The following is a 19,538-nucleotide window of genomic DNA, read 5'->3' as shown; positions in this document are numbered from 1 at the left end:
TTCTTCAGGAGGTCGGCCATCTCGCGCAGCGCGTGCTGGGCCTGCGCCACCGCCATGCCGTAGCCCGGCACGATGATGACCTTGGAGGCGTTCTTCATGATGAAGGCCGCATCGTCCGCCGAGCCGAGCTTGGCGGGCTTCTGCTCGCCCGAGCCGCCGCCGGCTGCCGCGGTCTCGCCGCCGAAGCCGCCGAGGATCACCGAGATGAACGAGCGGTTCATCGCGTGGCACATGATGTAGGACAGGATCGCGCCGGACGAGCCGACCAGCGCGCCGGTGATGATCAGCGCCGAGTTGCCGAGCGTGAAGCCGATGCCGGCCGCGGCCCAGCCGGAGTAGGAGTTCAGCATCGAGATCACGACCGGCATGTCGGCGCCGCCGATCGGGATGATCATCAGCACGCCGAGCGCCAGCGCGATGATGGTGATCAGCCAGAAGTCGAGCGCGCTGCCCGACAGCACGAGGCCGACGATGAAGAAGACCAGCGCCAGCGCCAGCACGATGTTGATGACGTGGCGGAACGGCAGGATGATCGGCGTGCCGCTCATCCGTGCCGAGAGCTTCAGGAATGCGATCACCGAGCCGGTGAAGGTCAGCGCGCCGATCGCGACGCCGAGCGACATCTCGACCAGGCTCTGCGGATGGATGTAGCCGGGCGTGCCGATGTCGAACGCCTCGGGCGCGTAGAACGCACCGGCAGCGACCAGCACCGCGGCCATGCCGACCAGCGAGTGGAACGCGGCGACGAGTTCCGGCATCGAGGTCATCGGCACCCGGCGCGCGATCACGGCACCGATGCCGCCGCCGATCGCGACCGCGAGAACCACCAGCAGCCAGGCCATGCCGTCGGCCGGCGGATGGCTCGCGAGCGTGGTGCCGACGGCGATCGCCATGCCGATCATGCCGAACATGTTGCCCTGGCGCGACGACGCCGGGCTCGACAGGCCGCGCAGCGACAGGATGAACAACACACCGGCTACGAGATACAACAGTGCAGAGAGATTGGCGCTCATCTCAGGTCCCCATCTATTCTATTAGCCCGAAGTGGCAGCTTACTTGGCTTTCTTCTTGTACATCGCCAGCATGCGCTGGGTGACCAGGAAGCCGCCGAAGATGTTCACGCAGGCGAAGATCAGCGCGACGAAGCCGAAGCCGCGGGCCCAGCCCGAGCCGCTCGACACCATGCCGACGCCGACCGCGAGCAGCGCGCCGACCACGATCACCGACGAGATCGCGTTGGTCACGCTCATTAGCGGCGTGTGCAGCGCAGGCGTCACCGACCACACCACGAAATAACCGACGAACACGGCGAGAACGAAAATCGACAGCCGGAACACGAAGGGATCGACAACAGTGGCAGCATGTTCCATGAACGGCTCCGTTAGCCTCTTGGTTGAAAGTTGGGGTGGATTACCGCACCATCTCGAGTGAGCGCTGTGCCTTTAATGATCTCATCATCCCAATTGACCGCGATCGTCTTCTCTTTCTTGTCGATCACTACGGTCTCGAGGAAGGTAAGCAGGTTCTTAGCGTAGAGCGCGGAAGCGGACGCAGCGAGCCGCCCCGACACGTTGAAATGGCCAACGATCTTGACCTCGCCGACGCTGACCACCTCACCCGACTTGGCGCCCTCGACGTTGCCGCCGCGCTCGACTGCAAGGTCAACCAACACCGAGCCTGGACGCATCGAAGCCACCATCTCCTTGGTAACCAGGCGCGGCGCTGGACGACCCGGGATTAGTGCGGTGGTGATGACGATGTCCTGCTTCTTAACGTGACCCGCGACCAGTGCAGCTTGCTTCGCTTGATACTCTTTCGACATTTCCTTGGCGTAGCCACCAGCGGTCTGCGCGTTCTTGAATTCCTCATCCTCGACGGCGAGGAACTTGGCGCCAAGGCTCTCGACTTGCTCCTTCGTCGCCGGCCGGACGTCGGTTGCAGTGACGATGGCGCCGAGACGGCGGGCCGTCGCAATGGCCTGAAGACCCGCGACGCCGACGCCCATGACGAAGACTTTCGCAGCGGAAACTGTACCTGCGGCCGTCATCATCATCGGTAGCGCACGACCATATTCCCCCGCGGCGTCGATTACTGCGCGGTAGCCGGCCAGGTTTGCCTGCGAGGACAGAACATCCATCGACTGCGCGCGCGTGATTCGCGGTATCAGGTCCATCGCCAAGGCGACCAGCCCAGCATCGGCAAGATGCTTGATCGCTGCCTCGTTGTCGTGAGGTTCCATGATCGCAACGACGATCGCGCCCTTCTTGTAAGACTTGATCTCGTCGGAGGATGGTCGTCGGACTTTGAGGATTATGTCGGCGTTCGTTGCCGCGCACGCAGCCATTTTTGCACCGGCCGCCTCATAATCGGCATCGAGAATTCCGGAGCGCTTACCCGCGGCTGGCTCCACCAAGACTTCGGCGCCAAGCGAGACAAGCTTCTTCACAGTCTCGGGAGTTGCAGCAACACGCGGTTCATGGGAGTTGAATTCGCCCGCAAGAGCAATACGCATCGACACTGGCCCTCATGATAAGTAGCGGCGCGACTGTTACGCTAACGAGCCGCACCACGAAAGCGAACGGGGCGAATTGTCGACGCATAGTATCTATTGCTTGGCGACCATAGTCCGGGGGGCCGCGTTAGCTCATCCTTGCCATCAAAGTTCAGGGTCCATGCAAACAGCGTATGGCGACACACTGGTCGCCGCCTGTTCGCGCAAGACGAGACGGGGGCGCGCTTTGGGTAAGCCAATTGAAGTGAAGTGCTTGATTGTCGGCTCAGGTCCTGCCGGTTATTCGGCTGCCATTTACGGCGCTAGAGCAATGCTTGAGCCGGTACTTATCCAGGGTGCGCAGCCCGGTGGGCAACTTACGATCACCAGCGAAGTCGAGAATTATCCTGGCTTTTCGGATGTCATCCAAGGGCCCTGGCTAATGGACCAGATGCAGGCGCAGGCGGAGCACGTCGGCGCTCGCGTCGTGACCGATTACGTGAACGACCTCGACCTTTCGCAGCGCCCATTCAAGGTTAGTTGCGACTCCGGTGATGTTTATATTGCCGAGACCTTGATCCTTGCGACAGGCGCTCAGGCGCGTTGGCTTGATTTGCCGTCAGAGCAAAAGTTCAAGGGGTATGGAGTATCCGCGTGCGCCACCTGCGACGGCTTCTTCTACAGGAACAAGGAAGTCCTAGTGATTGGCGGTGGTAACACCGCGGTCGAAGAGGCGCTGTTTCTGACGAACTTCGCTTCTAAGGTGACGATCGTTCACCGACGCGATCATTTCCGTGCAGAAAAAATTCTTCAAGAGCGGCTTTTCAAGCATCCGAAAATTGAGGTGGTCTGGAACGCAGAGCTGGAGGACGTCACCGGTGACGCTGATCCCCTCAAGGTCCGCGGTGTCGCGCTGAGGGACGTCAAGACTGGCGCGACGCAGGAGCTAGCTGTCGACGGCATATTCATCGCCATTGGGCACCAACCGTCGACAGACCTTGTGGTTGGCAAGATCAGGATGAAACCGAATGGTTATGTCTGGACCGAGCCGTTTTCAACTGCGACCTCGGTTCGGGGCCTTTTCGCCGCAGGCGACGTGACCGACGACACTTTCCGCCAAGCAGTAACGGCTGCCGGAATGGGATGCATGGCCGCGCTGGAAGCTGATCGGTTTATCACACATCACGGTAGCCGAAGCGAAGCGCGACGCGAGGCGGTTGCTCACGCCGCTGCAGACGCTTGAATCGAAGGTAGGCGCCATGACGACCGCCACCACACGCGGGCGAGCCCCGGCTGGATCGGGAAGCGTTGCCTCCGATCACAAATGGAATGGCCGCCCACCGGCTCTTGGCATGATCGGAGGCGGTTTCGGATCGCGCGTGCTTGCCGGGCGACGGAAGGCCTGGTGCGTGGCGAGCACGTCCAACCTCGGGCAAGTGCGGCTGTGCAGCCGTCGTGCTCTGGTCGTTGATTGAATGGAGTGGACTCTATGCGGATGCAGGCTCGAACTGAAACAGACCTTATCAACGACGATATCGGCGAAACCAAGCGGCTGGAACTGTACAAAACGCAGTTGGTGATCCGCGACGCCGAGCAGCGGGCGCATGATCTCTTCCTGCAGAATCTGGTGAAGGGAACCAGCCATTTGTCGCTTGGCCAAGAAGGTGTGGCAGCCGGATTCGCGTGCGCCATGAAGCACGGAGACTTGAGTTTCTGCACTTATCGCGGCCACGCGCATACGCTTGCGCGAGGCGTCCCTGTCGAGAAGGTGCTGGGCGAACTCATGGGCCGCGACAACGGCCTGATGCGTGGGAAAGGCGGTTCGATGCATCTGACATCGGAACTGCACGGTGTGATGGGTTCCTATGCGATCATCGGTGCACACCTGCCTATTGCTTGTGGTGCTGCGTGGCGCGCGCAGTACAAAGGACAGAAGGATGTGTCCGTCTGCTTCTTCGGCGACGGCACAACGAACATCGGCGCATTCCACGAGGCGTTGAACTTCGCCGTGATCTGGAATCTGCCAGTAGTGTTCGTCTGCGAGAACAATCTCTACATGGAATATACGCCGATCAGCGATGTGACGGCAGTTCAGAACCCGGCTGGCGATCGCGCATCGGCCTACGGCTTGCCCAAGATCGTGATCGACGGAAATGACGCTGATGTGGTCTATCGCGAGGCGCTCAAGGCGTATGACAGGGCACGTTCAGGCGGTGGCCCTTCGCTGATCGAATGTTTGACTTATCGCCACAGCGGCCATTCGCGAGCCGATCCGGCGAAGTATCGCCCCGAGGGCGAACTTGAGCGCTGGAAGCAACGCGACCCGATTAAAATCTATCGCGAACGGCTGGCTCAGTTCGGCATCTCCGAGAAGGCGATTTCGGACATCGACGCACACGTGAAGCGCGAAGTAGATGAAGCGACGGAGAAGTGCAAGGCGGCGCCGCCGACTTCACTCGATATTCTCACCACTGACGTTTATGCCGATGGAGGGTACGCATGGCGGAACTGAGCTACCGAGATGCAGTGATCCGCGGCATCTCGCAGGAAATGGAACGGGACCAAGATGTGGTGTTCCTCGGTGAGGATGTAGCCAAGGCAGGCGGCGTGTTCAAGGCGACGGTGGGTCTTTACGACAAGTTCGGTCCACTGCGTGTGCGCGATACGCCGATCTCCGAGCAGGCGATTCTCGGTGCTGCGATGGGGGCAGCGATGACCGGCCTGAAGCCGATCGCGGAGATCATGTTCTCCGACTTCATCGCGGTTTGCTTCGACTACATCGCTAACGAGTTCCCGAAGAGCCGTTACATGACTAACGGGCAGACAAAGTGTCCATTGGTCGTGCGCACCGGTAATGGCGCAGGCTCGCGGTTCGGTGCCCAGCACTCGCAGAGTGTCGAGAACTGGTGCATGATGATCCCGGGCCTCAAAGTCGTTGCGCCGTCGAGCCCGCGTGACGTCATCGGCCTGCTTGCCGCTTCGGTACGAGACCCGGATCCGGTGATCTTCCTCGAACACAAGTCCCTCTATTCCATCAAGGGTGAGGTGCCCGACGGCGAGATCGTCGACACGCTCGGCACTGCGAAGATCCTTCGCCCGGGCAAGGATGCGACAATCCTGGCGCTCGCGATGATGGTGCCGCGCGCGCTGGCGAGCGCCGAGAAGCTCGCCACCGAGCACGGCATCGAATGCGAGGTGATCGACGTGCGCTCGCTGGTCCCGCTCGATACTCAGACTATTCTTGGCTCGGTGGCGCGCACGAACCGCCTATTCACCGTGGAGGAGAATCCGCGGCTGTGCGGCTGGGGTGCTGAAATCGTGTCGATCGTCGCTGACGAAGCCTTCTACGATCTCGACGGCCCGCCGGTTCGCATCACTACGCCGCATTGCCCGCTGCCTGCCTCTGATCTCCTGGAAGACGCCATGTTGCCGAACGTCGATCGCATTGTTGATCGTATCCGGCGGACGATGGGAGCGTGAGAGCATTTCATGAGCAAACTTGACAACTTGCTTGACAACGTGCCGACCGATCTATGGATCAATGGCAAAGGACGGAAATCTTCCGACGGCGCGCGCTTCGACGTGATTGATCCGGCGACCGAGCAAAGGATTGCGTCGGTCGCAAGCGCTTCCATCGACGATGCCAACGCCGCGGTAACGGCCGCGTACGAGGCATTTCCCGCATGGGCCGCGCGTAAGCCGCGCGAGCGTGGCGAAATTCTCCGTAAAGCCTTCACGTTGATGATGCGTGATGCCGAGCGGCTGGCGAGGCTCGTGACCCTCGAGAACGGGAAGCCATTGTCGGACTCACGTGGTGAGGTAGCTTATGCGGCCGAGTTCTTTCGTTGGTATGCGGAAGAGGGTGTGCGCAATCTCGGTGCCAACAGTATTTCGCCGGCGTCCGGAGCTCGCATCTTCGTGCATCACAAGCCGGCCGGTGTCGGTGTCCTGGTGACGCCGTGGAATTTTCCGGCGGCGATGGCCACGCGGAAGATTGGCCCGGCCCTCGCCGCGGGTTGTCCAGTCGTGTTGAAGCCGGCTTCCGAGACGCCGCTGACCATGCTGGCGCTGATGCCGATTTTGGAAGAGGCGGGAGTTCCCGCGGGCGTGGTCAATGTCATTCCATCCCGCCGCTCCGGCCACGTCGTCGATGCCATGTTGCACGATCCGCGCGTACGCGTGGTGTCGTTTACGGGCTCGACTGACGTGGGCCGGCGTCTCTTGCGCAGTGCGGCCGACAATGTGCTCAACACCGCAATGGAACTGGGCGGCAATGCGCCCTTCATTGTGTTCGACGACGCCGACATCGACGCGGCGATCGAGGGCGCCATGATCGCCAAGATGCGCAACATGGGCGAGGCCTGCACGGCCGCGAACCGCTTCTACGTGCACGAGAAAGTCTCTGACGAGTTCACCGAGAAGCTCGCCGTCAAGATGACCTCGCTGAAGATGGGCAATGGCCTTCACGACGGTGTTGCAGTCGGGCCGCTTGCGAATGCCGAAGGTCGCGACAAGGTCATTGAGCTCGTCGACGATGCGGTAGGTAAGGGGGCAAAGGTGCTGATAGGCGGCAAGAAGCCGGAAGGTCGGGGCTACTTCTATCCCGCCACCGTTCTCGCCAATGTACCCGACAACGCGAAAATGGTCAGGGAAGAGATCTTCGGTCCGGTGGCGTCGCTGCAGACCTTCAAGGACGAAGCGGAAGTGATCAGACGTGCCAACGACACCGAATACGGGCTTGTGGCCTATCTTTATACGAGGGATGTCGGACGCGGTATGCGCGTCTCCGAGCAGCTCGACTTCGGTATGATCGGCCTCAATCGCGGACTGGTATCGGATCCGGCGGCGCCGTTCGGCGGCATGAAGCAGTCAGGCATCGGTCGCGAAGGAGCCCATGAGGGGTTGAGGGAGTTTCTGGAGACGCAGTACGTCTCTTTGAATTGGTAAGCGAGAGCCTTGAATGAACGTCCTGATGCCGCAGCTCGGTGAAACCGTCGCCGAGGGCAAGATCACAAAATGGTTCAAGTCGGTTGGCGATGTCGTCCAGGCAGGCGACCTCCTGTTCGAAATCGAGACTGATAAGACGTCGATGGAGGTGCCGGCTGTCGAAGACGGCACGCTCACCGATATCCACCTTCAGGTGGGTGCCGTCGCGCCAGTTGGCGCGGTCGTTGCCATGATTTCGGCCAACGGCGTGAGCGGCACCGCGACCGCAGGCTCGGCTGCTTCGCCAAGCGGCGCCAAGACCGCCAACAAAGACCCGAACCTTGAGGCCGCGCTGTCGGGATACGGTGCGATGCCAACCGAGGGACCGCAGGCCCCGTCCAGGGGCAGTCTCGTGGCACCCAGCCCGACGCAAGGAGCGCTCGATCCGTTTTTCGAGGTGCGAACACCCGCACGCAACTATGGCCCGGCACGGTTGTCTGGCGGTACGCTTATCACGCCGCTGGCGCGGCGACTTGCCGACGAAAAGGGGGTTGATCTGGGCGCACTGACCGGCTCCGGCGGGCGCGGTAGAATCGTCGCGGCCGACGTGATGGCGGCAGCCTCGAGCGCCGCAGTGCACCGCGGGCAATTGGTGCCAGCGGAGAGCAAGAGCAATATCGTAGCTCTCTATCAGGATGTCGAATTCGAGGAAGTGCCGCTTAGCGGAATGCGCTCGACGATTGCCCGCCGCCTGGTCGACGCCAAGCAGACCATTCCTCATTTCTATCTCTCGGCCGACATCAGGGTCGACGCGCTTTTGGAGCTGCGAAAGCAGGCCAATGATGCCGCGCTACGCACTGGCGAACCGGCCTACAAACTCTCCGTCAACGACCTCATCATCAAGGGACTTGGAGCCGCACTTCAACGCGTGCCGGCCGCCAACGCTGTATGGGCGGGAGACCGCATACTGCGCTTTAAGCGTTCAGATATCGGCGTCGCTGTTTCGGTTGATGACGGTCTGTTCACGCCGGTGATCCGTGATGTTGATCGCAAATCCCCTTCGCATATTTCGTTCGAGATGAAGGAACTGGCGGCGCGCGCGCGAGCTAAGAAGCTGTTGCCCGCGCAGTATACGGGCGGTGTCAGCGCGATTTCCAATCTCGGTATGTACGGCACCAGGCAGTTCACGGCGATCATCAATCCGCCGCACTCGAGCATTCTCGCTGTCGGCGCGGTTGAAAGGAGGCCGACAGAGGGACCTCATGGTCGCCCGGTCTTTGCGAGCATGATGTCGGTAACGCTGTCGTGCGATCACCGCGTCATCGACGGCGCGCTCGGCGCTAGACTTCTCGAAACGCTTCGGGCGGTTCTTGAAGATCCAATCGCAATGGTAGTCTAGCGATGTCCGGCATGGTGTTTGACGTCGTCATCATCGGATCGGGGCCGGGCGGCTATGTCACGGCGATCCGCGCCGCGCAGCTCGGTCTTAAGACTGCGATCATTGAACGAGAATTTCTCGGCGGCATCTGTTCGAATTGGGGATGCATCCCTACCAAGGCACTTCTGCGGTCGGCCGAGATCTATCACTATTTGACGCACGCCAAGGACTTCGGCCTGTCGGCCGACAACGCGTCGTTCGAGTTCGGCGCGGTCATCAAGCGCTCGCGCGCCGTCGCGAACCGCATGAACGGCGGTGTGGACTTCCTGTTGAAGAAGAACAAGGTATCGGTCATCTGGGGCGACGCGGTGCTCGAGACGGCCGGCGAGATCATCGTGAAACAGTCCAAGACGCCGGCTCCGAAAGATGCGCTTGGGCCGGGTTCTTATCAGGCCAAGCACATCATCCTTGCGACCGGCGCGCGGCCCCGGATTCTTCCCGGGCTCGAGCCCGACAAGAAGCTGGTCTGGACCTACGTTGAGGCCATGAACCCGGACACCTTGCCGAAGTCACTGTTGGTCGTGGGCTCCGGCGCGATCGGGATGGAGTTTGCTTCGTTCTACCGGACGATGGGTGTCGCGGTGACGGTAGTGGAGGTCTTGCCGCAGATACTGCCAGTCGAAGATGCCGAAATTGCTGCCGTCGCCCGCAAGCAATTTGAGAAGCAGGGCATCAAGATCATCTCGGGTGCGAAGGTGACGAAGCTGGACAGAAAGGACAACAGCGTTACGGCCACCATTGAGGATGGCAAAGGCGGCGGCGTCCAGGTCGTCACGGTGGATCGCGTCCTTTCAGCTGTCGGCGTGACCGGCAATGTGGAGGGCTTGGGTCTTGAAAGACTTGGCGCGAAAATAGAACGCGGCGCCATCGTGACCGACGGCTTCGGAAAGACTAACGTCCGCGGTATCTACGCCATCGGCGATGTCGCTGGCCCGCCCATGCTCGCGCACAAAGCTGAGCATGAAGGCGTCGTCTGCGTGGAGGCGATCAAAGGGCAGCACCCCCATCCGATAGATAAGCGCATGATCCCCGGATGTACCTACTGCTTCCCGCAGATTGCATCTATCGGCCTTACCGAACAGGCTGCGAAAGAGCGAGGGCATGACATTCGCGTAGGTCGTTTTCCCTTTGCCGGCAACGGCAAGGCCGTAGCCCTGGGCGATGACCAGGGGATGGTCAAGACCATTTTCGACAAGGCAACCGGCCAACTTCTCGGTGCACATCTGGTTGGCCCGGAGGTTACCGAGCTGATTCACGGCTTCGCGGTAGCAATGAAGCTCGAGACCACCGAAGAAGAGTTGATGCATACGATCTTCCCACACCCGACGCTATCAGAAGCCTTAAAGGAGTCGGTGCTGGACGCGTATGGAAGAGTGCTCAATTTTTGACGCCCGCCAATGAATGGAATGGGACAATCGTCGTTGCAAAAGGGAGAAACTAGAATGGCCAAGAAGGGTTACTGGATTTCGTCATATCTCGCTATCAACGACCCGAATGGGGTCGCAAGCTATGCCAAACTCGCCGGTCCTGCGCTTCTGAAGTATGGAGCAAAGTACCTGGTCAAGGACGTCGCCGCGGTCGCTCATGAGTCAGGCATCAAGGAGAGAATAGTCGTCGTCGAGTTTGAGAGCATCGAGACGGCAGTCGCCGCGCACGAAAGCCCGGATTATCAGGCAGCATTGAAGGTGTTGGGAAAGTCTGCAGACCGAGATTTTCGGATTGTTGAAGGCGTGGAATAGGTAATCCACGCCCCATGATCGGCAGCTTGACTTACGCAAAGCCGCAGAAGTTTCGTTGATACCTCCACAACTGGGGACACCCATGTCGTTAGCTAGCAGTTTCGACATTTCCAACGGTTTGGTCCTGCTGAGGCTGACCTGTGGGCTCTTTTTTATTCCCCATTTCATCGGGAAATTTACTTCACCCGCGTCGATCGACTTCTTTACCGCGGCAAAGTTCGAGCCACCTGCGTTTTGGATGTATGTCGCAGGCACTGTCGAAGCCGCGTTGACGCTGGGTTTGGTGCTCGATGTGTACACGAGTTACGTGGCCCTGATGGCAGCGTTGCATCTATTTGTCGCGACCATCGCAATGTACAAGTTGAATCACAAATGGCTCTGGGTCATCGGCGGTGTCGAGTTTTGCGTCTTTTGGATACTCTGCTGCATTTCGTTGGCTTTTATGACCTCGACGGTGCGCTGAGGTTATCTAAGGCTGACGGCTACCTCCATATGTTATGTGATCGCCAACCCTGACCTACTACGGATCGACATCATGAAAGCGGCTTTCATCGGTATCGGAAGAATGGGGCAAACCATGGTTGCCCGCCTGCTTGCAGCCAAGCACGATGTTGCGGTCTTCAACCGGACCATGGAAAAAAGCGTCCCACTAGTCGAGGCGGGTGCAACGGCGGTTACCTCGATCGGGGACGCCGCACGCAGCAGCGAGGTGATTTTCACCATGCTGTCGGATGATGACGCGCTCCATGATGTCGTATTCCAAAAGGACGGGCTTCTGGACACGCTCCCTGCGAAACGCATTCACATTTGCGCGGGTACGCATGGCATTCCGGTGCTGCGGAAGATCAAGGCGGCTTATTCAAAACGGGGCCAAGTCCTGGTGTCGGCACCGGTTTTGGGCCGTCCGGATCTTGTAGCCTCGGGTGGAGCAACGATTGTCGCCTCCGGAGACACCGCAGCTCTACAAACCTGTCAGCCCCTGTTCGATGCCATCGCCCGGCGAACGTTCCAGGCTGGCCCGGATCCGGAGTCTGCCGCGGCCGCGAAGATTGCAAACAACTTCGTGCTTGGATGCGCCATTGAAAGCATGGGCGAGGGCTTCTCGTTGGTCCGAAAATATGGCGTCAATCCGGCTGTTTTCTACGAAGTGATGACAGATAGCATCTTCAATTGCGTCGCGTACAACGTGTATGGAAAAATCATCAGAGACGAGAGCTATTCATCGGTAGGCCACATCGCTCCTCTGGGTCTCAAGGATTCCAACTTGGCGCTCATTGCCGCTGAATTGGCGGGCGTGCCATTGCCAAGCGGCAACATCTGGCGTGACAGGCTGGTCGCGGCGATTGGTAAAGGTGACGGGGACAAAGATTGGGCAGTCATGGCCCGCGAGCAGGCCCGCGCGAGTGGGCTTGAATAGCAGATTGCCGAGGGCTTCGGGGGCCGCGAATGAGATCCACTATTTGCAGGCTTTCTCTCTACCGAGTGAGGTATTCCAATGGTCGTTAGCAAAGTTTCCGACGCCGATTTCGAAGCCGAAGTGCTCAAGGCGAACGGCCCCGTGGTCGTCGATTTTTGGGCCGAATGGTGCGGGCCCTGCCGCATGATCGCACCCGCGCTCGACGAGATCGCCGGCGCGATGGGCGACAAGGTCAAGATCGTGAAGCTCAACGTCGACGAGAGCCCGGAGACCGCGTCGAAGTACGGCGTGATGTCGATCCCGACCCTGCTGATCTTCAAGGGCGGCGAGATGGCGTCCCGCCAGGTCGGCGCCGCGCCGAAGGCGAAGCTTCAGCAGTGGATCACTTCCGCGGTCTGATCGCGCCTCGTGAACGCTCTAGAGTTCTGCAACGGCCGGTGACGCGCCGGCCGTTTTGTAAAGCCGATAGAGCGCAGCGAGATCCTGATTATGCGGAGATGGCTAGTCTATTAGTGCCAGCGCTCAAGCCTGGCGACATTGTGATCGTCGAGAATCTCGATAGCGACAATGGAAGGATCGCCCGGCGCGCAATCCGCGTTGCCGGTGCTAAGCTGTCCGTCCCCTGCCGCCTTACCGCTCCGATCGAGCAGGCCTTTACCAAGCGCAAAATTACAGTTGGAGGAGTTGATGAGCGAGCTGTCGAGGTAACGGATTGCGCTGGCGCCTGCCGAGCTGCTTTACGTCGCAGAAATGAGCCAAATTTTGCCTACGCCGGATACGCGTCAACGTGTAGCGATCATGCTCTAGTTCGCAGTTTTATGTGACACGGACTCATTCTTCATGAGGCCAGGTTGGAAGCACACATCACGACAATGGTCGTGGCGCAGCGATCGAGCTCCTACTCGATCGGGGTCCACAAGCCGCGCCGGCCCTGCGAACGCACAAGCTCTCGGAGCTTGGTTTCGGCGGCGGCCACAAGCGTCGGCTGCGAGGCCGTTTGGTTGCGTACCAAGCTCCATACGATCTTAAAGCCACGGATCGGTGCGGCCGACAGCGTGCCGCGAGCTCGTTGCGTGTACGAGGCGCAACCTGGCAACAAGGAGTAGCCCGCTCCGGCTTCTACCAGAGACAGAATTGTCGAAGGCGTGTTGACCTCGGTAATGATCTGTAGCGGAACGTGGTGGCGTTTGCTGGCTTCCTCGATCTTTCGGCGAAGGAAATTGGAGGGACGGGGCAGGATTAGAGGCCGCTCCGCAAGCGATTTCCATGATACCGGAGTGCCGGAAAATTTGGCTTTCCGCGGGCCGTGAAGAAACACCTGCTCGCTGGCGAGCGGGACCGTTTCGAGATTTCGCGCCTTGGTTTCCGTGCTGATTAGCAAGGCGAGGTCGAGCCGGCCGAGCGAAAACTCGAATTCCAACTCGTCCGAAATTCCCTCATGTACTGAAAGCCGTGCTCTCGGAAATTTCCTGGAAAACCAGTTCACCAGCGGCTGGGTGACGAATTCCGTCATCACCACCGGCACCCCGATCACGACGCGGCCGCCAGGGGACAATTCTCGGCTTCTCATGTCCGCCACGAGGACGTCAACCTGCCTGATGAGGCTGGCCGCTGCGGCGTTGAAATATGCACCTGCGTCCGTCAGCGCGACCCCGCGCCGACTGCGGGTGAAAAGCTGTGCGCCCAGATCCTTCTCAAGCGTGCCCAGAATTCTGCTGAGGCTGGGCTGCGAAAGGTCCAGGGCCTCGGCAGCGCGGGTTAAGTTCTTGAATTCCGCGGCCATCAGGAACGCGCGGATTGCCGATAGCGGCAGAGAAAAGAGCCTGTCTTCCATTTGTACGACGTATCATAACCATGCCTGCCATGCACTAAGTGATTGATCTGACCAAATGTATAGGAGGTGAATAAATCTAACCGAGGAGACGATCATGTCTGAACCGCGACTTCGCCCTCTCACAATGGAGGAGGCGACTGGCACCCAGCGATTGCTTATTCAAAGCGCTCAGCACAACGGTGCCCCGGATCCACTTTGCGCACAAATCTACGCGCGATCCGAGGCGGGACGAAATTGGCTGCGGCAATGGAATGAATTGCTCAACGGTGGCATCGTCCCCGTTGCGCTCAAGGAAATGTGCCGCGTTCTCATTTCCTTGAAACACGGCTGCAGTTACTGCTCGAGCGTCAAGGCCCGCATTGCTTACGAGAGCGGCCTGACCGAAGAGAAGCTGATGGCAACCATCGACTTCGAAACCAGTCCGTTGTTCGACGAGCGTGAACGTGCGGCGCTCAGGTTCGCAACGCTGTTCAAGTCGAGTGACGACGCTATCGATAGCGATGAAGTCTATGACGACTTGAAGAAGCATTTCTCCGAAGAGGAAATCATCGAGTTGGCGCTGCTCTGTGCAGAAACGGACGGCGTCGGAAAATTCGCCAGGTCGTTGCGCATGAGGAGCTGGGACGAGGCGTGCACTATTCAGCCGCGGTTGCAGAAAATGCGCGCCGCGGTCCAGGCCGCGGAATAACCCGATCCGTCGGGTCAAAGTTACAGACAAGCACAAGGAATCATACAATGGCTAAGATTGCGGTAGTTGGTGCAACCGGAAATACTGGGAGCGCTACGGTCAAGGAACTCCAATCGATCGGAGAGAAGCCTCTCTGCGTCGTGCGAAATGCGGATAAGGCCCGCCAGGGTCTCGGATCGGATGTCGACATCGCTGTGGCCGATCTCGATGACCGAGCTTCGTTGCAGGCAGCATTTAGCAACGTCGATCGCGTGATGATCGTAACAGGTCACAATCCGAAGTCGGATGTGCAGCAGATCAACATCATCGAAGCGGCGAAATCGGCTGACGTGAAGTTCGTTCTGAAGGTCTCCGGTGGCCGCGCGGTGGTGGGCCCGAATGTTGAATCGATCGTCGGTCGTGGTCACCACACGGTCGAGGAAGCCCTGGAGAAGAGCGGCATTAGCTGGTGCCTGCTTCGGCCAGGCCTGTTCATGCAGAACACCTTCGCGGCTGCTGGCATGATCAAGGCCGATGGCAAGATGGTGATGCCGTTTGCAAAGGATCTGAAGTTGCCTTTCATCGACGTGCGTGACACTGGTGCGGTGGCCGCACGAATTCTACAGAAGCCGGACAAGCATGTCGGCAAGACCTACGAGTTCACCGGTGCGCAATCGACCTACGGCGAATTCGCGCAGGTCTTCGCTGAAGTGCTCGGTAAGCAGATCATCTACATTCCAGCCTCACTCGAGGCGGCTGAGACCAATATGCGGGCGAAGAACATGCCGGATTGGCTTGTCGGCCATATGCTCGCGATCGCCAAGCTCGGCGCATCGGGTGGGTTGTCCGAGGAGAATACACAGCCGATCAAAGATATTGTGGGTCGTGCGCCGCGGACCACGAAGCAGTTTGTCCAGGACTACAAGGCGATGTTCAGTTAAGCCGCCGGTCACACGGGGCTGCAGTGTTCGCGGGTCGCTGCTCCGGCAGCGACCCGCAATCTTAAGGACGGCAAATTGTGGAGACGACCGATGGGACTTCTTGTCGATGGCATTTGGACCGACGATAGTCCCGACCGAGCGCAGACGCCGACCGGCCGGTTCAGGAGGCCGACGACGAAGTTCCGGAATTGGATTACGTTCGATGGCTCCCCAGGGCCGTCCGGCGAGGGCGGCTTCGTCGCTGAACCCGATCGGTACCATCTGTATGTGTCGCTGGCTTGTCCTTGGGCTCATCGGACCATCATATTCCGGCATCTCAAGCGGCTTGAGCAACTGATCTCGATGTCGACCGTTTCCTGGCACATGGGCGAAACGGGCTGGACGTTCGACACTGAAGAGGGCTCAAGCGGAGATCCGGTCAACAACGCGAGAAGGCTGTCTGAAATCTACGTATTGAGTGAGCCCAAGCACACCGGGCGTGTCACTGTGCCGGTCTTGTGGGACAAGAAACGCAAAAGGATCGTGAGCAACGAGTCGTCGGAAATCATTCGAATGTTCAATTCGTCTTTCGCCAATTTGACGAACGAACAAACTGACTACTGTCCGGCCGACCTGCGAGAGGCACTCGAAGCGGTCAATGAGCTCGTCTATCAATACATCAACAACGGCGTCTATCGAGCCGGATTTGCGACAGCGCAGGAGGCTTATGAGGAAGCGTGCCGGGGGTTGTTCGGCGCCCTCGACGAACTCGAGCAGCGCCTTTCGCTAAATCGCTTTCTGCTCGGCGACCGCATGACCGAAGCCGACTGGCGGCTGTTCCCCACACTCGTCCGTTTCGACGTTGTTTATTACAGCCACTTCAAATGTAATCTGCGGCGTATCGCCGATTACCCGAACCTGTCTAACTACATGCGCGACCTGTATCAGCTGCCTGGGGTAGACGCGACCGTAAACTTCGATCACATAAAGAAGCACTACTATGGAAGTCAGCGGCGGGTAAATCCAACGGGAATCTGGCCGCTCGGCCCAGCTGTCGGCTACCATCACTCGCATGATCGGAACCGATTCAAGCGGAGCCCAGCGGAGGGCTTGTGAGCCGCCAGGAACCGAGACGCGCTCGAGTTCGCAGCGATGGCGAGGGTTAGCGGTATGCGATCACGTCGAGTGATTTCAGAGACGAGCTCTTTCGGAGACATTCAGCTTCGCCGTTGTCGCTAACACCTCGTCCGGACGCTTGAGCCGATGTGCTCGGCTGTTTGCATCGCGTCCGGTAGACCTCAGATCAGTCTCCTGTGCACCAGATCAGAGATCGCGGTCCGGTGGCGACTGAAGCGATCAGCTTCTGCACGGTTTGGCTACAAGCTTAGAATGCCCGATTGGTGGTTGGCCACCGTTGCTGCCGGTGCCGCCGCAGAAGCAGAAGTACGAAAGCCAGCTCGCTTCCTTGCCGAGAAGACGAGAAGAGCGGCAAAGAACTCGAAACGGCTAGGGTTCGCCAGGATCTGTAGGCCATTCGCCGGCTGCCTTAGGTGGTTCTCATGGCGGCAGTTCCGATAGTCGTTGCCAGCGGCAAGTTGCGCGCGGATTATCGCTCGCGCCGCCAAGCGGCCGGGAAATGCATCAGCCCGCCTCATTAACTATCCCGAGGAGATGCGCCGTCGCGGCCTGACCTAGCTGGACGTTAGCCAAGCATAGGTCTGGGACGAGTTACGATACAGCGTTCGCAGCACTCGCTCATCGATCGCGACACACTAGAGCCGGCCTCAAGCAAGCGGCGTGGAATGGTTGAACGACGTTCCGCTCCTCGCCACCGACACATAATATCTATGGCTTTCCGACCATAGTCGGGACGGGCGTTCTCAGATCATTCTTATTGAAGAGACGACGCGCGGATCAACCAGCGCGGTGATGTTTGTTCTCGTCGCGGTGCGGGAGGCGCGCATGAACACTGTCGAGAAGATCGGCCGGCAAACCGAATGCCCGGAGACTATCGCATCGCTTGATTTTCGGGATGCGCTCTCGAGAACCGCCACTGCGGTTACCGTGGTGGCGACAAACGGCCCGCATGGGCTTGCGGGACTTACATGTTCCGCGGTCTGTTCGGTTTGCGATCAGCCGTCAACAATACTTCTGTGCGTAAACAGGAAGAGTTACGCCGCAGGCATTATCAAGAATAATGGTGTGCTCTCCGTAAACTGGCTCGCCTCGGATCAGGCGCCAGTATCTCAGATATTTGCCGGCGTCGGGTCTGTATCGATGGAAGAGCGTTTCGAGCCAGACGGCTGGCAGGCCCTGGTGACGGGGTCCCCGTGTCGCACAGACGCGTTGGTGTCCTTCGACTGTACCATCGTCAATACCCTCGATGTTGGATCTCACCTGGTCATCTTCGCTGAAGTCGTTGCCGAGACGCGTTCGGAGAAGCTCGAGCCCCTCATCTATCACCGAAGAACGTACGCGACGACAAAGTCGCTGGCGGACTAAACCTGAAACCTCCACCCAACCAAGGATTGAAAGAATGAGAACAGGAAAACAGTATTTGGAGGCCCTCAACGACGGACGCGTTGTATGGGTAGGAAACGAAAAGATCGACAACGTTGCCACGCATCCACTAACGCGCGATTACGCTAAGCGCGTTGCGGAGTTCTATGACCTGCATCACCGGCCGGAGCTGCAGGATGTCATGACCTTCGTCGGCGAAGATGGCGTGAGGCGATCGCGGCAGTGGCAGCCTCAGCGCAATAAGGAAGAGCTCCTCGCGAAGCGGCGCTATTGCGAAACGATCTTGCGCGAACTGGGAGCAGCCTCCTATGGACGGTTGCCGGATGCTAACACCTGGCCGCTCCACACCTACCTGGATGATCCGGAACCGTGGGAGAAGCAGTCGATCGGCGCGGAAGGCAGAAACATTGCACAGAACATCCGCGACTTCCTAAAGCTCGCGGAAGACAAGGACTTGAACTGCGCTTTCGCGTTCATCGATCCGCAAGCAGATCGATCGAATCCGGACGCTCTGGCTCATTCCCCAAACCTCCGGGTCGTCTCGAAGAATGACGACGGCATCATCGTCGAGGGTGTCAAGGCAGTGTCTACGGCGCTGCACACCGCCGACTATATCCATATCGGTTGCTTCTATCGCCCCGGCCTTCCCGGCGAGCAGGTCATTTATGCTCAAATCCCGGTCAACACGAAAGGCGTGACAGTCCTTTGCCGCGAGAGCACGGTAAAGAACGACCCGGTTGAACATCCGCTGGCCTCTATGGGCGACGAGCTCGAGGCATCGACCGTGTTCGACAACGTCTTTATTCCCTGGAAACAGGTCTTTCACCTCGGCAACCCCGAACACGCGAAGCTCTATCCGCAACGAATCTTCGACTGGATCCACTACCAGGTTTTGATCCGCCAAACTCTGCGTGCCGAGCTGATGGCGGGGCTTGCCATTCTGATCACCGAACACGTCGGAACAAGTGGCATTCCAGCCGTCGCGGCTCGCGTTGCCAAGCTTGTCCAATTTCATCAGACGATGATGGCACACTTGCTCGCTTGCGAGCAGGAAGGCTTTGTCACGCCCGGCGGCAGCTATAAGCCCAACACGCTTCTTTACCAGATGGGCCGTGCCCATTTTCTCCAGAACATTTCAGCCATGGCGTACGAACTGCTCGACCTGGCAGGTCGCGGCCCGCTGATGTCCGCTTCTGAAGCGCAATGGAACGACCCGAAGTTCGGTCCTTGGTTCGAGAAGATGAACAAGGGTCCCAAAGGCGCTCCAAAGGATCGCGCCCACATCTCGCGCGTGATCCGCGATCTGTTCCTGACCGATTGGGGCCAGCGTATATTCATGTTTGAGAACTTCAACGGCACACCAGTGTTCGCGCTCTTGAGCTTGACTACACAACGTGCCGAAATGGGAGCAACGGGTTCGTACGCCGCCTTTGCGAGAAAGGTGTGCGGGCTCGAGTTCGATGGCAAGGACCAGTACGCTCAATCCGCCGACTACGCCCGGGCGCAAGACGGCGGCCAACAAAAGCCAAAGCCGGCGCTGGCCGCCATCGGCGCGCGCTAGGTTTCATTCCTAGTCCACGGAGCCG

At 59.3% G+C, this 19,538-nt stretch carries 19 protein-coding genes; 15 read left to right on the top strand and 4 right to left on the bottom strand.

Features of this window, described 5'->3' with window-relative positions:
• From BI327_RS32850 to BI327_RS32840, 3 genes are all read right to left on the bottom strand, one after another.
• A partial coding sequence (locus BI327_RS32850) for an NAD(P)(+) transhydrogenase (Re/Si-specific) subunit beta (protein ID WP_076865451.1) occupies positions 1 to 1,013 on the bottom strand: 1,013 nt, incomplete at its 3' end.
• 39 nt (positions 1,014 to 1,052) lie between these two features.
• Complete coding sequence (locus tag BI327_RS32845) at positions 1,053 to 1,370, bottom strand: proton-translocating transhydrogenase family protein (protein ID WP_076865450.1); 318 nt, start codon at positions 1,368 to 1,370, stop codon at positions 1,053 to 1,055.
• 11 nt (positions 1,371 to 1,381) lie between these two features.
• On the bottom strand, positions 1,382 to 2,512 hold the full coding sequence (locus BI327_RS32840; protein WP_076865449.1) for a Re/Si-specific NAD(P)(+) transhydrogenase subunit alpha: 1,131 nt from the start codon (positions 2,510 to 2,512) through the stop codon (positions 1,382 to 1,384).
• Between the two features lie 226 nt (positions 2,513 to 2,738).
• Here BI327_RS32840 and trxB point away from each other — a divergent pair, with 226 nt between their 5' ends.
• The 10 genes from trxB to trxA all read left to right on the top strand — a co-directional run bounded on the left by trxB (position 2,739) and on the right by trxA (position 12,410).
• The gene (gene trxB, locus BI327_RS32835) at positions 2,739 to 3,734 is read left to right on the top strand and encodes a thioredoxin-disulfide reductase (RefSeq protein WP_076865532.1); all 996 of its coding nucleotides are present in this window, start codon (positions 2,739 to 2,741) and stop codon (positions 3,732 to 3,734) included.
• A gap of 246 nt (positions 3,735 to 3,980) precedes the next feature.
• On the top strand, positions 3,981 to 5,003 hold the full coding sequence (locus tag BI327_RS32830) for a thiamine pyrophosphate-dependent dehydrogenase E1 component subunit alpha (RefSeq protein ID WP_076865448.1): 1,023 nt from the start codon (positions 3,981 to 3,983) through the stop codon (positions 5,001 to 5,003).
• Positions 4,991 to 5,971, top strand: a complete 981-nt coding sequence (locus BI327_RS32825; protein WP_076865447.1) for an alpha-ketoacid dehydrogenase subunit beta — start codon at positions 4,991 to 4,993, stop codon at positions 5,969 to 5,971. The genes BI327_RS32830 and BI327_RS32825 overlap by 13 nt, the downstream gene beginning before the upstream one ends.
• A 9-nt stretch (positions 5,972 to 5,980) precedes the next feature.
• On the top strand, positions 5,981 to 7,438 hold the full coding sequence (locus BI327_RS32820; protein ID WP_076865446.1) for an NAD-dependent succinate-semialdehyde dehydrogenase: 1,458 nt from the start codon (positions 5,981 to 5,983) through the stop codon (positions 7,436 to 7,438).
• Positions 7,439 to 7,451: 13 nt separating this feature from the next.
• Entirely contained in the window at positions 7,452 to 8,816 is a 1,365-nt protein-coding gene (locus BI327_RS32815; RefSeq protein WP_076865445.1) for a dihydrolipoamide acetyltransferase family protein, read from the top strand.
• Between the two features lie 2 nt (positions 8,817 to 8,818).
• Positions 8,819 to 10,243 (top strand): dihydrolipoyl dehydrogenase, encoded by a 1,425-nt coding sequence (lpdA, locus tag BI327_RS32810; protein WP_076865444.1) that lies wholly within the window; start codon positions 8,819 to 8,821, stop codon positions 10,241 to 10,243.
• 54 nt (positions 10,244 to 10,297) lie between these two features.
• Positions 10,298 to 10,594, top strand: coding sequence for a DUF1330 domain-containing protein (locus tag BI327_RS32805; RefSeq protein WP_076865443.1), 297 nt, complete (start codon positions 10,298 to 10,300; stop codon positions 10,592 to 10,594).
• An 82-nt stretch (positions 10,595 to 10,676) separates the two neighbouring features.
• Positions 10,677 to 11,057: a DoxX family protein gene (locus BI327_RS32800; protein ID WP_076865442.1), complete on the top strand. Its 381-nt coding sequence runs from the start codon at positions 10,677 to 10,679 to the stop codon at positions 11,055 to 11,057.
• 72 nt (positions 11,058 to 11,129) lie between these two features.
• Positions 11,130 to 12,011, top strand: coding sequence for an NAD(P)-dependent oxidoreductase (locus BI327_RS32795; RefSeq protein ID WP_076865441.1), 882 nt, complete (start codon positions 11,130 to 11,132; stop codon positions 12,009 to 12,011).
• Positions 12,012 to 12,089: 78 nt separating this feature from the next.
• Positions 12,090 to 12,410 carry a thioredoxin gene (gene trxA, locus BI327_RS32790; RefSeq protein ID WP_076865440.1) on the top strand — a complete coding sequence of 107 codons (321 nt, stop codon included), beginning with the start codon at positions 12,090 to 12,092 and terminating at the stop codon, positions 12,408 to 12,410.
• A gap of 499 nt (positions 12,411 to 12,909) precedes the next feature.
• On the opposite strand, the gene BI327_RS32785 is transcribed toward trxA, so the two are convergent.
• The gene (locus BI327_RS32785) at positions 12,910 to 13,845 is read right to left on the bottom strand and encodes a LysR family transcriptional regulator (RefSeq protein ID WP_076865439.1); all 936 of its coding nucleotides are present in this window, start codon (positions 13,843 to 13,845) and stop codon (positions 12,910 to 12,912) included.
• A gap of 94 nt (positions 13,846 to 13,939) precedes the next feature.
• Between BI327_RS32785 and BI327_RS32780 the strand changes: the two genes are divergently transcribed.
• The 5 genes from BI327_RS32780 to BI327_RS32760 all read left to right on the top strand — a co-directional run bounded on the left by BI327_RS32780 (position 13,940) and on the right by BI327_RS32760 (position 19,513).
• A complete protein-coding gene (locus BI327_RS32780) occupies positions 13,940 to 14,533 on the top strand; it encodes a carboxymuconolactone decarboxylase family protein (RefSeq protein ID WP_083742293.1) in 594 nt (197 codons plus the stop codon).
• A gap of 47 nt (positions 14,534 to 14,580) precedes the next feature.
• The gene (locus BI327_RS32775) at positions 14,581 to 15,453 is read left to right on the top strand and encodes an NmrA family NAD(P)-binding protein (protein ID WP_076865437.1); all 873 of its coding nucleotides are present in this window, start codon (positions 14,581 to 14,583) and stop codon (positions 15,451 to 15,453) included.
• 90 nt (positions 15,454 to 15,543) lie between these two features.
• A complete protein-coding gene (locus tag BI327_RS32770) occupies positions 15,544 to 16,548 on the top strand; it encodes a glutathione S-transferase family protein (RefSeq protein ID WP_076865436.1) in 1,005 nt (334 codons plus the stop codon).
• A gap of 846 nt (positions 16,549 to 17,394) precedes the next feature.
• Positions 17,395 to 17,934, top strand: coding sequence for a flavin reductase family protein (locus BI327_RS32765; RefSeq protein WP_076865531.1), 540 nt, complete (start codon positions 17,395 to 17,397; stop codon positions 17,932 to 17,934).
• Positions 17,935 to 17,968: 34 nt separating this feature from the next.
• Positions 17,969 to 19,513, top strand: coding sequence for a 4-hydroxyphenylacetate 3-hydroxylase N-terminal domain-containing protein (locus BI327_RS32760; RefSeq protein WP_076865435.1), 1,545 nt, complete (start codon positions 17,969 to 17,971; stop codon positions 19,511 to 19,513).
• Positions 19,514 to 19,538 lie beyond the last annotated feature (25 nt).

This window comes from Bradyrhizobium mercantei, from assembly GCF_001982635.1.
Taxonomy (GTDB): domain Bacteria; phylum Pseudomonadota; class Alphaproteobacteria; order Rhizobiales; family Xanthobacteraceae; genus Bradyrhizobium; species Bradyrhizobium mercantei.
Note: the sequence above shows the minus strand (reverse complement) of the source record. Positions and strands in the feature narration are given on the sequence as shown.